Below are 15,686 nucleotides of genomic sequence, written 5' to 3'. Positions count from 1 at the left end.
TAAAAAGGTCAGGTAATATTAGTTGCCTGACCTTTTTATATACTACCCACTCCAAGGTTTATTACCGGTATTAATTTCTCAATCTTACTACCAAAACCATCTCTTGCAATGGTGAACCCGTGATCCACATGTATCTGATAGTATAAGAAGTCAAATCTGCAAAATTATGAGCAACAAGAAGGCCACTTCGACCTAGCACTAAAACTCCCGTTGTACCGTTGAAAAAGTACCAGTTTCCATCGTTTGCATCCATTAAGCTTGGTATTGATTCATTATAAGGCTGCACAAGAATCCTTGTCAAACCATTATTTATCATCACGTCGTTTAAAAAAACGTCGGTTTGAAAACCGTCTAAAAAATTTCCTGGTATTTCAGTCCATTCTAATGGTCCATTGTTACTCACATTATTTTGAAAATAGTCAATGAAATCTTGCTCGGTAGCAAATTGATTTTTAATATCTTCAACATAATTCTTATGCTGAGGCGCACAGTCCTTTAAACTTATTACAGCAACAACATGAGAAGCTCCCCATAAAGCCGCAGCGGCAACAGTTGCTGGCCCGCCAACAAAAAGGGCTGCTATAGTTAATCCTACCCCTGCGATGGCGATCGCACAACTCCAGGATATTCCCTGATTGGTAAGTTCTAGGATTATATAGTCAAACATCATCTGTTGTTCAAACGCTGAAAAACCTGCGTCATTCAGTTCTTCAAAAGGGCCGGGTTGAATTGTATTAGACAATGGATTAGAGTTTGAATAGGAGAATTTTTTAATCTGCAATGGTAGTCCGTGCTTTAAGCTAGAGATCCTTTGCAATGCACCTTTTACAAATTGATCCTGGGTTTTCCCTTGTACCGAAGCCAAAATACTGGCTTTGCCCTTCTCAGTTATTTTGTTCTTACTTACCAGATCGCTTAATATATCTTCTAAAGCTTTATTCCCATATAATAGTGCGCTTTTTTTTAATGTACTTTGTACATCAGCTTCTGTCACCCCTTTTTTTAGATGAGTAGATTTATAGTTGTTCAAGGAAAGTGGTTCGTTGTTTTCAACTTCTGTATTCTTTTTACATGCATAAAATACCGACGAACCGACGGTTAATATAAAGAATAAGGTTAAGAATTTTTTGAAATGATTTTTCTTCATGAGCTTAATTTCTGTTAAATATTTTTGTTAATTGTTTTGGTGGGTAGGCAATTGATAATTTCCTTTTTCCAGTAAGAGTTTTGAAAGGAGGGTTAAAGGCAATCTTGCTGAGGCAGGAGTTTGAGGCATTAATCTAAGTTTATGTGTGGATCAATAGACTATTTTAAGCAAAAAATTAATCAATCTATAATGTTTTACGTGAATGACCTTATATACTACGCGAATGATACAGTTTCTTACGTGAATGCATGTTGAATCTCATTGTTAGTTACAAAGCGCAAACAATTAGTTTAATAATATTATATTTATGATAATATTTAACTAAAACATTAAATATGAAAAAGCTCTTATTACTCACAATCCTACTAAACAATATAGGAATGGGAATATTCATTTTTTTTCGGGTGGTTCTGCTACCATAACTTCAGTTTACGGAGATTTATTTGAAGAGTATTTAGTTATAGGTGAATTAGGCGGGCCAATTCCAGAATATGAGGGAAACTATTATTATCATTTCGAAGGTACACTTACCTATAAATTCAGTTATTCTGGTCCCGAATACTCGATAAATTTAGATGGTACTAATAATTGTTCCCTACCTTATTAATTAGATTTAAAGTTTGTAGAATAAAAGGAGGCTTCTTCATAGAGCCTCCTTTTTATTTAAATCGTAGAGTTACACCACCACTATCTCGCCCAAATACACACTCGTACTTACCATATCGCCTTTCGCATTAATATACAGCATCCAAGCATGTACGGTGTCCCCGGCAAACCTTTTCGGCAGCCGTAATACGGTTTCTTTATCCCGCCTTCTTGCTACACCTTTAAAAGATACAAATTTCTCTTTCTGCGGATTGTAAAAGATAAAAGTGGCCTTATCGTCAGCCTTATTGAACAAAGATTCAGGGCCGTTGTCCCATTTAACATTCAACATCGCACTGGCCAGGCTCAGCACTTCCAATATCCACGATACCAATAACTCGCCTCTGCTGAAGATCGCTTTTTTAAAGTCAATGGCTACTTCCTTACCGTTATCAATCAGTGCCTCTTTCATGTGATAACTTACCGCCCGGTTCATGGCGGTTTTATCTCCTGTAAAGATTTGAAAGCCAATATTGATCAATGCCAGTACCGGCTGTAGCCAGGCAATGATCACGCTAAACTTTAAGCGCTGGTGCAACTGTTTTTCTGTAGCAGGCTTGGTTGTTTCTGGTAAACTGCGGATGTAGCTGATCCCCATATAGGATGCGCCAACCACTGCGCCAATTTTTCCGGAGAAAGCTCCGTTTATTCCGTTTTTATATTTAGCCATTTGTTTAAATTTTATTGTTCGAAATCCAGTCAGCAAACCTGCTAACCGTTTTTTTATGCCGAATGCGTTGGTAAACACCATTGCCGTTCCTGCTGCCGTCGGGCGAAGAATTCCCTTCAATGCTGTAGATCCAATCGCCTTTAACACTGACAACCAAACCCACATGCGCAATGCGATTTAACTCTGGAAACCAGAGGCCAAACACGTCCGCAGGCTTAGGCTCCCTTACAATCCTCGCCACCGGAAACAGGGCAGGGGACCAGGCACTTTTAGGCTGAGTATAGCCCGCTTGCCCAAAGCACCAGCTCACGTAAGCACTACAATAGGCCGCCGGAACTTTAATCCCGGTGTAAGCGAGATACTCCGCTATTCGCTTTCCATCATTGCGGCCTGTCAGTTCTCGCACGCCAACCTCGGCTTGCGCTATCCGCAATACGTCATTACGCCTCTTTGTCATCCCGACTCTGGAGGGATCTACTACACCACCGCCATCAAACACCCCAAACCCACCAGCAATACCAAGGCAAATGATGCCCATAAAAATGCCAGTTTTTGCCATATCTCTAAATCTTCAAATTGTACAACCATATGTTCCATTCCGGGCAGTCCGGTCCTTAGCCAGAACCTGTTAAACAGCCACCAGCTCAATTCCAGTAGTAGCAGAAAGGTGATCAGCCCCAATACCACCATTAATGGGATGCTCTGGTTAATCCCGATGCTCATTTCCGGCTTGCTTAAAAAACAGGTAATCATGCCCCAGGCAAGCATCAGTATCCCAAACAGCCGGTGTTCTTTCTTTACCTCGTTTACAAGGTTAATGAGGCTTATAGCCCAATATTTAATAGCTAGTGTTTTCATATCATTCTATTTAAGATAAAGAGGGTGCCCGCAGGCACCCCCATCATTAAAGCACCAGGACTTCACCGGTGTAAACACTGTTGGAAACCTGCTTTCCGTTAGCGCTTACAAACGAAATCCAGGTATGCACGTTGTCTGCACTCCAATCCAGCGGCAGTTGCAATACATAAGCCTCTGCCGATCTTGGAGCAGCAGCAACCTTTCTGGCAAACTTGTCCTTCTCAATGCTGTAAGCCAGCACCGTAACCAGGTCTGTACTGCCTGTAGGGTCTTCCTCCGGGTCAGTATCATCTGTCCAGCTAAAATCAAGTTTGGCGCCTGCAGTTGGGGTAACCAAAGGAGTTACATCCGCAGATAAACTGCCTACACTAAACCTCACCAGCGCATAGTTTATGGCATAGTTTGCAGCGCTGGTGCCGGTTACCGCGTTTTTCAAATGATAGCCGGTTGCCGCATTCATGGGTGTAATGCCCTTGGTAAAAGACTGGTAACCCACTGTAATCAATGTTTTCAATCGCTGTACAAAAGCTGTTACCAATGCCAGCTTTGCGCGCACATTAATTTGTGCAGGAGTTGGGTTATCCGCGCCTACGTCGGGTAAACTTTTCATGTAGTGTATCCCACGCCATACAGAACCTATTACGGTTCCTACAATTCCTCTAAAATGGCCGAGGATGCCTTTTTTGTACTTTCCCATTTTTCTAAAATTTAAGGGTCCTGAATCAGCATCTTTCTGTTCGCTCAAAGCCCCGGCCGGTTAGCTTTCGCGTAATGCTGAAACAAAAGTAATTCACCTCAGTATCAGACGCTAATGCTGCGGTACAATACGGTAAAATGTGGTGTAATGCGGTGTGATGTGATAAATTTTAATTTAATTTCTATACCTTTAGCAAAAGATAACCTATTCCACTGCTAACTAACATTTTGACATGGCATTCCAGTCAGATAAACTCTTATTTACCAGATATTACAAAACCCTGTGCTATTTTGCGTTCCAAATGGTAAAGGACCAAAATCTGGCGGAAGATCTGGCGCAGGATGCATTTGTTAGCTATTTTCAGAATAAACCAGCAGTGGCAAATGATGAAAGGGCAATCAAAACCTTTTTGTATTCCTCGGTAAAGTTTGCCGTATACAACCTCAGCAGAAAAAGCAAGACGGTCAGGAAATTCTGGGAGCGCAAGGGCTTTCAGGAATTTGATGAAACCGACTATGAGCACCAGATCATCAGGACCGAATTTATGCAGGCCATAAACGAGGCATTGCAGAATTTACCCGAGGGCTGCCGTAAAATCATGTCCATGAGCTATCTCGAAGGTCTTTCCAACGATGAGATCGCGGGGCAGCTGGATTTAAGTATAAATACCATCAAAACGCAGAAAAAGAGAGGTTTAAGCGTGCTTAGAGATAAGCTGCGGCCCGATTATCTGACACTTCTCCTGGCGGTATTTTTCCTCCGTTAAAAAAAATAAAATTTCTTGTCACCCCAATCCATGGTTTCGGTTTCTTATTAACAGATTATGGATAGGAACACTTTTGATATCGCAAATATTCTGGCCAGAAAATATAGAAAGGAAACACTTTCTGTAGCAGAAGAACAAATGCTGGAGTCCTGGCGGGAATCAAACCCCCGGAACGGGCAGTTGTTTGCCGAGCTGATGGCTAAAGAGGACCCCCTGGAAATGGCCTGGCTCGAGCAGATCGATGAGGACCAGGCCTGGGAGCGTATCAAACAAAAAGGAAAATTTAAAGGAAAAAAAGTTTGGGGCTGGGCTGTCGCTGCTTCAGTTGCCATCCTGTTGTCGTTCAGCTTGTACTTTATATTGAACAACAAAGACCATAGTGCAGCTCAAAGATTTGTAGAGAGCAAAGACGAAAAATACAACAACGATATTCTGCCGGCCAACCTGGGCGCAAAGATTATACTTGCCAGTGGTAAGGAAATTAAGGTTAGTGATACCCTCAATGTTCCGGAACACGGAGAATTGGTTATCGCCGATGCTCAAAACGGGCCTCAGACTAGTAACACCTTATTGTTGAACACCTTGGTGGTCCCGGCGGCCAACTTTTTCAAGCTTACCTTGGGCGATGGCACCCTGGTTTGGGTAAATTCCAACAGCAGGCTGCAGTTTCCATCCCAGTTCAGCAGCAAAGAGCGCAGGGTTTATCTAAGCGGAGAAGCCTATTTCGAGGTTGCCAAAGACAGGGGGCGCCCATTTTTTGTAGAAACCGGAAGTGTAAAAGTACGGGTTTTGGGCACCCATTTTAATGTCTCGGCCTATAACAGCAATAACGTTAAAACATCGCTGGCCGAGGGTGCTGTAGAGGTTTCAGGAAACTCCGGTGCTGTGGTTATCGCTCCGGGGCAAAGCGCCGAATGGAATAGCCAGAACCTGCGTGTAGGGGTTGCTAACCTGCAGAAAGACCTGGCCTGGAAAAACAATGAATTTTATTTTAAGGGCGATAACATTGTCAGTATAGCCCATCAGCTGCAGGTTTGGTACGATCTGGACATCACACTTTCCGAAGATCTGTCACTCACAGAAACCTACACCGGCCAAATCCGCAGGGATGTTCGCTTATCAGAGGTATTAAAGATGCTGGAACTTGTAAGCGATCTTGATTTTAAACTGAATGAGAATAAATTATTAATCATTAACAAAAAAGCGAAAACCATGAAGTAAACCTTACAAACTAACCAAAATAGCTAATCAATAAAATAAAAACAGAGGTGCTGCTACACCCCTGTTTTAGTTCATTAAGCTAAAGAAAAAATTTCTAGACCTTTTACATTAACTCAAAATCAAATGTATGAATAACTTATCATTTGGCAAAGGGAGCGCCTATTCCCCGGGAACCCTCTTGCCAATAATTCTCCGGATTATGAAAATAACAACATTGTTATTGTTTGTTTTTATGACCTGTGTATATGGTAACGGAAGGGCGCAAAAAGTGACCCTATCCCTACGCAATGCCAAACTTGAAGACGTTCTCAAAGAGATCAACAAACAAACCAGTTTTAGCTTCCTCTATAAGGATGCGCTAATCAGGGGTGCCGATCGGGTAGATCTGAAGCTGGAAGATGCAAGCCTGCAGGATGCTTTGTCCAGATTGCTGGGAAACAGAAAGATGACCTTTAAGATCATTAACAAAACAATTATCATCAGTTCCCTGTCAGAAGGGGCGTTGGGCAATGTGCAGCAAAACCAGGTCAAAGGTACAGTAAAGAATGCCGAAGGAGAGCCGCTTATAGGGGCCTCCGTGCTGGTTAAGGGTACCAGTACTGGTGTAACAGCAAATGCCGAGGGCGAGTTTAGCATCAATGCGGCCGCAAATGCCACATTGATTGCGCGGTTTATTGGCTACAAAACAAAAGAGGTACAGGTTGATGGGCGTAAGAACATCAGCATCGTGCTCGAGAGCGAAAGCAACACGCTCAATGCCGTTAGCGTAGTAGCTACCGGGTTTCAGAACATCAATAAGAAATTGTTTACAGGGGCAGCCACAACCATCAGCGGTACAGACGTAAAGCAGGATGGGGTAATAGACATTAGCCGTATGCTCGAAGGTAAAGTAGCCGGGGTTTCGGTACAAAATGTTTCAGGTACATTTGGTACAGCGCCAAAAATCAGGGTGCGCGGGGCAACTTCAATATCGGGCGAAAATAAGCCACTGTGGGTAGTAGATGGAGTGGTGTTGGAGGATGTAGTCAACATCTCCAACGACCAGCTGTCCAGTGGTGATGCCACGACCTTGCTCGGCTCATCTGTGGCGGGTATTAATGCCGACGATATTGAGAGTTTTAATATACTCAAAGATGCCTCTGCAACTGCACTGTACGGAGCGCGGGCGATGAACGGTGTGGTAGTAATTACAACCAAGAAAGGTAAGGCCGGTAATACTGCGGTAAGTTACAGTGGTAACTTCTCATCTTTCCTGAAACCAAGCTATAGCACCTTCAACATCATGAATTCTGCCGACCAGATGTCGCTCTATGCCGAGGTTTACCGTAAAGGCGGATTGACGCCTAATATTGCCAACGGCATGAACGGGGGCGTATTTGCAAAAATGTACCAGCAAATCAATGCTTTTGATGCCAGCACAGGTCAGTTTGGCGTGGTAAATACTGCCGAAGGCCGTTCTGCATTCTTAAAGAGGTATGCCCTGGCTAATACGGACTGGTTTGATGTATTGTTTAAAAACTCCTTTGTTCAGGAACATTCGGTGAGCGTATCCTCAGGGTCAGAAAAATCACAGCATTATTTTTCTCTGGGCTATTATAATGACCAGGGTTGGACCATAGGAGATAAAGCCAAAAGATATACAATGAACTTAAGGGGCAATTATAACCTGTCGCCCAAGTTAACTGTAGGGATACTGGGTACAGGGGCACTGCGAACCCAAAGGGCGCCGGGCACACTTGGCCGCAGCAGTAATGTGGTAGAAGGTAAATACACCCGTGATTTCGACATCAACCCTTTTAGTTATGCTTTGAATACCAGCCGCACCATGACCCCTTATGATGAAAACGGCAATCTGGAGTATTTTACCCGCAACTATGCCCCCTTTAACATTATTGAGGAATTGAACAATAATTATATCGATCTCGATATGATGGACCTTAAAATGCAGGGCGAATTAAATTATAAATTCATGAAGAATTTTGAATTTAAATCGGTTGGTGCCTTGCGTTATGTAAAGAGTACCCGTGAGCATAAGATTACCGAATATTCCAACATGGCTAATGCCTATAGGTATGCGCCAAACTCAGTCATCGCTAATGCCAATATCTTCCTGTATAATGATCCGGACCGTCCTGAAATTATTGACCGGGAGGTTGTTTTACCACAAGGAGGTTTTTATAACAGGAATGATGACAACTTGATGAGTTATGACATCAGAAACCAGATTGATTGGAAACAGAAATTCGGCAAACACGATGTCAGTGCATTTATAGGACAACAAACCAAGTTCGCCGACCGCCAAAACAGTTATAACAATGGTTATGGTTACCAGTATGATAAAGGGGGTGTTCCATTTACAGACTACCGCATCATTAAAATGTTGCTGGAGGGGAATTACAACTACTTTGGCCGGAACAGATTTTACGATCGTTACGCTGCGTTCTTCATGAATGCGAATTACGCATATGATTCCAAATATATTTTTACCGGTACTGTAAGATATGATGGAGGTAACCGTATGGGCGAATCGTCGACTGCCAGATGGCTGCCTACCTGGACGCTAAGTGGGGCATGGAATATGGATGAGGAGGAGTTCATTAAAAAGCTTGACGCAATCAGCTACTTAAAACTTCGTGGTGGATATGGACTGACAGCCAGTTTGGGAGATGCAAGCAATTCATCGGTAGTTTTATTGAACAGTACCACCCGAAGGCCGCGTTTGGCGGAAGTAGAACCCCGGATTGTTATGGATGCGCTGGAGAACTCAGAGTTAACCTGGGAAAAACAATATGAGGCAAATGCAGGTGTTGACCTGGGTTTACTCAATAACCGTTTAAATTTCTCCTTTGATTACTACAGACGCAATGGTTTTGACCTGATAGGCGATGTGGTAACTTCGGGGATAGGTGGCGAATCGGTTAAAACAGCCAATTATGCTGACATGAAATCCCATGGGGTAGAGGTTACTTTAGGTGGCACACCATTTAGAACAACCGACTTCAGCTGGACTTCCAGTTTAACTTTTGGTTACAATAAAAATAAGATCACCAACTTAAAAAGTAAACCAAGGATTTATGATCTTATCATAGCTGAAGGTGGACCTGCAGAAGGAGGTGCTGTAAGAGGATTGTATTCCATCGATTTCCAAAAATTAGATAAGGTAGGGGTGCCTACATTTATTGATGAAGAAGGCAAGCCGAACAGGGCAGTATATGTTCAAAGCACCAACACCCAATATTTAAAATATGAAGGGCCTGTTGATCCGTTATATACCGGAGGGTTTAGCAATACATTTAAGTATAAAGACTTTACGGTTAACTTGTTTGTGTCTTACCAGGCAGGCAATAAGATCAGGCTTAACAATGTTTTTGCAACAGCTTATAATGATAATGATGCCCTGCCAAATGAATTTTTGGACCGTTGGACTTTACCCGGAGATGAAAACCTGACCAATACCCCTTCTATTGCCGATTACCTGGTTAGAAAAGATTTGAATGGTCTTTACCCTTATACGGCCTATAACTACTCAAGCGATCGTGTGGCAGATGGTTCCTTTGTAAGGTTAAAACAAGTATCAGTAGCGTATAACCTGCCTAAAAAATATAGCAATGTATTGGGGGTAAACTCTATGTCGCTTAAACTGCAAGGGAACAATGTGTGGCTGATGTATGCTGATAAGAAATTGAAAGGCCAGGACCCTGAATTTTTTGGTTCAGGGGGGGTAGCCCTTCCTATTCCAAGGCAAATCACATTGTCGTTAAAGGTTGGATTTTAAACAGAAAGATCATGAAAAAATATACAATATATCTACTGACGTTGCTGGCGTGTATTGGATCGGGATGCAATAAATACCTTGACCAGGCACCCGATGACCGCACCAAGCTAAACACACCGGCCAAGGTATCCGAACTGCTGGTTACTGCATATCCGCGTGGAAATTACTTTCTGCTGGCCGAGTCCATGTCAGATATCCCTTCCTTTGTAAGTACCGCAGGTATAGACTTTCCTGTAAACCAGGATGGTTATTTCTGGAGGGATACCCAGGCTACAGATCAGGATAGTCCTACTTATTATTGGAATGCCTGTTATACTGCTATAGCAGCGGCTAACCAGGCACTTGATGCCATTGCTAAAGCTGCCGATAAACAAGCCTATAGCGGCCAAAAGGGCGAAGCTTTGGTGGCCCGTGCTTATGCACATTTTATGCTGGTTACTTTGTTTTCCAAATGCTATGACCCTGCAACGGCCGAAACCGATATGGGTATCCCTTATGTTACTGAGCCCGAGAATGTGGTATTTAAAAATTATGACCGCAAAACAGTGGCCTATACCTATCAGCAAATTGAAAAAGACCTGTTGGAAGGTATTCCGCTCATCAACGACAATTATACCGTTCCGGCCTATCACTTTACCCGTAAAGCAGCTTACGCTTTTGCCTGTCGTTATTATCTCTTCAAAAGAGATCCGGCTAAGGTAATTGAATACGCCGGCCTTGCTTTTCCAGGGAATAACTTTGCTGAGAACGTAAGACCCTGGAAATCTTATGCTGATTTTAGTGTGGAGCAACAGGAAACAGCATTTACCAACGCTACCAATCCCGGTAACCTGTTAATCTGCGAAACCGTTTCCAGGCTGGGAAGGAATTATAAAAGACCGGTTTATTCCATAAACCAGAACCGGTTGAATTTGATTCTGGCGCCTGTTGGTACAAGCCTGAACGCCTATAGGATTTATTCCAATTCGTCTACATACTACTATTTACTAAAGTTTGTAGAACACTTTGTGCGTACCAATATCAATGCAACTACCGGAACAGGTTATACCATGGTGCCGGTACTTACTACCGAAGAGGTGTTGTTGAACCGTGCCGAAGCTTATATTATGCAGGGTAAATATACTGAAGCATTGGCAGATATGAATACATTGATCAGTACAAGGGTAACCAATTACATTCCTGCTACACATAATTTTACAGAAACCAAGATCAAGGCTTATTATACCAGCACAACAGAGACTAAGCAAGCTTATTTGAATGCTTTGCTTGATTTGAAGAAAGCGGAATTTGTACATGAGGGAATGCGCTGGATGGATATTTTAAGGCACAAACTGCCTGTTGTTCATAGAAATGCTGCTGGTGAAGAGTTCAAACTGGCTGAAGATGATGGCAGGAAGTTATGGCAGATTCCACCGCAGGTAACCTTATCCGGGATTACACAAAACCCACGTTAAACCCTAAAGAAAATCAAGATGAAAATAAGATATACCCTATTGCTTATGTTACTTTTTGGGGTAATACTAAGCTGTAAAAAAAGTGAAAATCTGGACAGGGAGATTGTTGGCCTGGGTGGCGATACCTGGACAGAGAGTACACTTGATAAATGGCTGTTCACCAATTTTACCGATCCGTATAACATCAATGTAAAATACAGGTGGGATGGTGCCGAGTACGACAGGGACAAAACATTAATCCCACCAAAAATAGACCGGGTGCAGCCTTTAATGGAAATGGTAAGGTCGGCATGGATTGATCCCTATACCGCCGAAGTGGGGCAAAATTTTATTAAAAAATATGCGCCAAAAAACTATGTGCTGGTAGGTAGCCTTCAATACAATGCCGGTGGAACGGTTACATTAGGCGAGGCCGAAGGCGGTATTAAAGTAACCCTTTTTAATGTCAATAATTTTGACAAAACCAACAGGGCAGTTTCGCAAAGGGTCTTAAAAACCATTCACCATGAGTTTACCCATATTTTAAACCAGACCATCAGCTTTCAGAAGGAGTTTCCGCAAATTACTCCGGCAGGTTATACGGCCGACTGGAATAACACCACTCTGGTTGAAGCTAACAACGGAGGTTTTATTTCACAGTATTCGCAAGCATCACCCGACGAAGATTTTGCAGAGATGACTTCCATTATGCTTACCGAAGGAAAGTCATCGTATGATGCCATTGTGAATAGCATTGTAGTGCCTAAGCTCGATTCCATTCCCGATCCGGCCAATCCTCCTTTTATCATTGTAAGGGAAATGCCAAACGCTACAGCACAAGGTAATATCAGAAAAAAGGAACTGAGTGTAATTACTTATTTCAAGCAAAATTATGGTGTTGATTTTGCCAAAGTTCAAAATAAGGTAAACTATGCCCTTTCGCAGGGCGCCCCAATTGAATTGTCAACCCTTTTTGGCAATCGCAAAAAGTTCACTTCAGTTGCTGTTGATCCGAACAATGTACCTGGCATGTCAGCAAGTTTCATGACTACCTGGGAAACGGCAAAAACAGGCCTGGCAGCTGTTGGTGGTGCAGGAAGGATATTGGGCAATTTTGTATTGTTCTTCTATCCAAGGGCAGGAGAGCTGGTGCTGCGTGTAAATTATACAAATGCTACAGGTTCACCGTTTATTGCCCATTTTGCGTATAAGGTAACTTACAATGCCAGTCAGCAAATGACGCTTACTTATGTAAGGCGTGATGGCAATGCCGATGTTATTGCACCAGGTGTGGTGGCCCTCACAAATTACCTCACTACGGGTAGTTTTGCGTTGAGCTGGCGTTATGATGCCAACTTGCTTGAGTACGGACAATGGACCAAAGTTTCAGATCCGGCATCGTCCTTTTTTGGAACCCTGGGCGTAATTAAATACTAATGGAACTGATTATGAACAGCTATATGAAAAGATTTTTAACATATGCAATCTTGATTGCAACCATGTTTGTGTCAGGTTGTAAAAAGAACAATGATCCGGTATTTGAAGATCCGGATACAAGACTTAGTGCCGAACTGGCAAAAGACCAGGCATTGCTGCTTTCTGCTGCTGATGGCTGGTTGGCTACAATTTATCCAAAAGGTGGAAAAGGCTTTTCTTTCTACCTTAAATTTACAGCAGAGGGTAAGGTGAACATGTTGTCGGACTTTAATACAGCTTCCGCTGCAACATTGAAAGAAAGTACCTACAGGTTAAAAGCCCTGCAGCGGCCAACGCTGATATTTGATACCTATAGCTATATTCATTTACCGGCCGATCCGGATGCAACTATAAGCGGAGGCAGTGCAAGTACCGCAACCGGACTTGCTTCCGATTTTGAATTCGCATTTACAGAAGTTGTTGGGGATACAGTTAAGTTTGAAGGTACTTTTAATAAGAACGCCATGAAGATGGTGAAATTGTCGAACGCAGCAGCACAAAGTATCCTGGGTGGAGGAATTAAAACGATTATTGACGATGCTACTGTCGCGGTAACAGGAAAGATACTATATGTAATGCTTGATAACAAACAGGTTCCTGTATCGTTGAGTATCCCAGGGAAGTCGACTTCTATAGGTGGGCAATCCAGTTCCGCTTATGCTTTTGTTTTGGATGGATTAGAACTAAAAACTCCACTTAAATACGGTAGCTATACTTTTACGAAAGTGTATTGGGAGCCAACAGATAAGTATTTTTATTTATTGAATGGAACTACCAGGATCAGAATAGAGATTTCTCCTGCGCCGCTTCCTTTAGAAACAACACCAGCTTTGCACACAGTTCTGGGAACCCGATGGACTTCCATGCGGATTGATGTGGCAAATTTATCAGACCTTTCTGCAGATTTTAAAGCGAAATACAATACGGCAAATGCTTCTCTTGGGACTTTGGGCAACGCGGGACGCTATATTGAATATATAACGTTATTGTTTAATCCTAATGGAACAGTAACTTTCCAGATTAGGTATAGAAACCCAAGTAGTCCAACCAGTTTCTTTAATGCAGATTTTATCTATAATATGGCATTGGATGCCAATACTGGAATTGCGAGGTTTACCCTGGCTGCAACGCCTACAGGAAACGCCAGTACCATCAGAACTTATGTAACCGCATTAACGGATTATTTTTCAGGATCTAATTTTAAAATTGCTTACATAGCAGCCGGAGCTCCTGCAGGTGCAACGGTAGGTGGCTTTTTAAATCAAACCAATACGGCATCATTCTTTTACGGAGTTTTGTTGCAGTAAGTTATTTTTTGATTGAATTTTTCTAAAGGTCCCCTCGTGACCTTTAGAAAAATTACTAATTATATAAACTTAAACACTTTTATTAAATGAAAAAAGACAATGTCCCTATGTTTAAAAGAACGAGTTTCTTTTTTACGATTTCCTGTTTGTTTGTTCTGCTAGTTAGCATATACGCCTGTAGAAAAACTCTAGGCGATAATGCAGCGGAGTACTCTAAAAAAGGATACTCTACCGAGCATCATAAAATTGACTACAATTCTAGTGTATCTGATAGTGTATTGAATTTTAGTGTCCAGGTTTATAAAAGATCTGACAACACAAAAGAAATAGACGAAATATTTGAGATTGATTTAAAAAAGGTTTCCTTTAGTAAAGATGTTTATGAAGCTCTTGCTGACAAGGCAGATAAATCTGAATACAATAATTTATCAACAGCTGAAATAAAGATGATTTGTAAATCAATAAAAATGATGATTCAGGAAAGTACAAGATCATTAAATCCAGTGGAAGTAAAAGACCCTAAAATTCAAGGTTTATACATGAGTTTGTCTTTTGTAAGAAGGATACTAAGCAATAAACTTGGGCTGTCGCAAAATTTGAAAGCCACACATTCTCGGTCAGGAAAACACTTAAGTAGCGTTAACAATGATTCTGACGATCCGGAAGAACAGGATTATCCTTCATATGAACAAGATGTATTTGAAGGGTATAATTTAGGTCTCTCTTCATTTGCGCTTAACGAAGATATAATTGTAAATAAGCCATTATTACAGGCTATAATTTCCCAAGATTTAATCTCTGCATCAAGTGACAATAGAGGACTGTATGTATTTCAAGATGTCTTAGAAACAATGAACAGTTCTACATTTACGCTAAAAGATCTTTTGGCGGCATTTGATGTTTATAGAAACTCACATCCGGAGCTTAATTCATTTGTTGGTTGGTGGCCAAGAGGTAGCAGTCATGGTTGTTGTGGAAATTATAGCGGTGCATGTTACTACTGGCATCCGATATGCTATGTTCATGATAAAATTTGCAAAAAGTGCACTCCAAGCTGGTTTTGTTTCTCGGGGTGTGTACCAGATGCTGATGCTGAAGATAATAAGCCATTTACATTTGTGGAGGACAGCATTGATACCAATACAATTGTCTTGACTATTCCGACGCCGGTACCTCCATTTGCTTATTATCTAACTAATTTATCCCAATACGACCCTGAATTGGAACCGGCTGACACCTCCCTTTACTACAATGCAAATGATGGAAAGTACTACTCCGATACCCAATATCTTAATGTATTGACGGATGCTTATTACTTTGTTGACAACTATGCCACTGGCAAATATTACAAAATCGTTGGAGGGAAAGTTGTTAAAGTTGGGTTCGTTTCGGCCCCGTAAATTACAGTTATAAATTTGGGAACTATTGTAAACTAGTATAATGTTTCACTTGAAGTATTACAAGGGATAATGAAAAAAAATATAAAGCTATTTTTTTATGCAAGTATTGCGTCGTTGATTTATTTTTCCATACTATTTAGTGGTGTGCTTAAAGGCGCGAATTTGGCAATAGCTTCATTTATAGTGGAACTAGTTACCATTCCACTTATAATATTACAACTTATAGCTGCGTTTTTTGCAATCAAATACCTTGTTACTAGTAAGTCGAAATTTAGCTATGCCGCACTTAGC

General features: G+C 41.7%; 12 protein-coding genes. 7 read left to right on the top strand and 5 right to left on the bottom strand.

The window, feature by feature from the left end:
- Window positions 1-70 precede the first annotated feature (70 nt).
- The 5 genes from B9A91_RS08995 to B9A91_RS08975 all read right to left on the bottom strand — a co-directional run bounded on the left by B9A91_RS08995 (window position 71) and on the right by B9A91_RS08975 (window position 4,017).
- On the bottom strand, window positions 71-1,147 hold the full coding sequence (locus B9A91_RS08995) for a hypothetical protein (RefSeq protein ID WP_084238013.1): 1,077 nt from the start codon (window positions 1,145-1,147) through the stop codon (window positions 71-73).
- A 676-nt stretch (window positions 1,148-1,823) separates the two neighbouring features.
- Complete coding sequence (locus B9A91_RS08990) at window positions 1,824-2,462, bottom strand: DUF6266 family protein (protein ID WP_084238012.1); 639 nt, start codon at window positions 2,460-2,462, stop codon at window positions 1,824-1,826.
- A 4-nt stretch (window positions 2,463-2,466) separates the two neighbouring features.
- Window positions 2,467-3,021, bottom strand: coding sequence for a CHAP domain-containing protein (locus B9A91_RS08985; protein ID WP_235012504.1), 555 nt, complete (start codon window positions 3,019-3,021; stop codon window positions 2,467-2,469).
- Window positions 2,940-3,320, bottom strand: a complete 381-nt coding sequence (locus B9A91_RS08980; protein ID WP_084238010.1) for a hypothetical protein — start codon at window positions 3,318-3,320, stop codon at window positions 2,940-2,942. The genes B9A91_RS08985 and B9A91_RS08980 overlap by 82 nt, the downstream gene beginning before the upstream one ends.
- 46 nt (window positions 3,321-3,366) lie before the next feature.
- Window positions 3,367-4,017 carry a DUF6266 family protein gene (locus B9A91_RS08975; protein ID WP_084239645.1) on the bottom strand — a complete coding sequence of 217 codons (651 nt, stop codon included), beginning with the start codon at window positions 4,015-4,017 and terminating at the stop codon, window positions 3,367-3,369.
- A 232-nt stretch (window positions 4,018-4,249) separates the two neighbouring features.
- On the opposite strand from B9A91_RS08975, the gene B9A91_RS08970 reads away from it, so the two are divergent.
- The 7 genes from B9A91_RS08970 (at window position 4,250) to B9A91_RS08940 (ending at window position 15,395) form a co-directional block, all read left to right on the top strand.
- Window positions 4,250-4,783: an RNA polymerase sigma-70 factor gene (locus tag B9A91_RS08970; RefSeq protein WP_084238009.1), complete on the top strand. Its 534-nt coding sequence runs from the start codon at window positions 4,250-4,252 to the stop codon at window positions 4,781-4,783.
- A gap of 57 nt (window positions 4,784-4,840) precedes the next feature.
- Window positions 4,841-6,004, top strand: coding sequence for a FecR family protein (locus B9A91_RS08965; protein WP_084238008.1), 1,164 nt, complete (start codon window positions 4,841-4,843; stop codon window positions 6,002-6,004).
- Window positions 6,005-6,203: 199 nt separating this feature from the next.
- Window positions 6,204-9,779 (top strand): SusC/RagA family TonB-linked outer membrane protein, encoded by a 3,576-nt coding sequence (locus B9A91_RS08960; protein ID WP_235012502.1) that lies wholly within the window; start codon window positions 6,204-6,206, stop codon window positions 9,777-9,779.
- An 11-nt stretch (window positions 9,780-9,790) separates the two neighbouring features.
- The gene (locus tag B9A91_RS08955) at window positions 9,791-11,233 is read left to right on the top strand and encodes a RagB/SusD family nutrient uptake outer membrane protein (RefSeq protein WP_084238006.1); all 1,443 of its coding nucleotides are present in this window, start codon (window positions 9,791-9,793) and stop codon (window positions 11,231-11,233) included.
- Window positions 11,234-11,251: 18 nt separating this feature from the next.
- Window positions 11,252-12,649: a zinc-binding metallopeptidase gene (locus tag B9A91_RS08950; RefSeq protein ID WP_084238005.1), complete on the top strand. Its 1,398-nt coding sequence runs from the start codon at window positions 11,252-11,254 to the stop codon at window positions 12,647-12,649.
- 23 nt (window positions 12,650-12,672) lie between these two features.
- Window positions 12,673-13,995: a DUF4302 domain-containing protein gene (locus B9A91_RS08945; RefSeq protein WP_159451679.1), complete on the top strand. Its 1,323-nt coding sequence runs from the start codon at window positions 12,673-12,675 to the stop codon at window positions 13,993-13,995.
- A gap of 86 nt (window positions 13,996-14,081) precedes the next feature.
- A complete protein-coding gene (locus B9A91_RS08940) occupies window positions 14,082-15,395 on the top strand; it encodes a hypothetical protein (protein ID WP_084238003.1) in 1,314 nt (437 codons plus the stop codon).
- Window positions 15,396-15,686: the final 291 nt, after the last annotated feature.

The organism is Pedobacter africanus (assembly GCF_900176535.1).
GTDB lineage: Bacteria > Bacteroidota > Bacteroidia > Sphingobacteriales > Sphingobacteriaceae > Pedobacter > Pedobacter africanus.
Note: the sequence above shows the minus strand (reverse complement) of the source record. Positions and strands in the feature narration are given on the sequence as shown.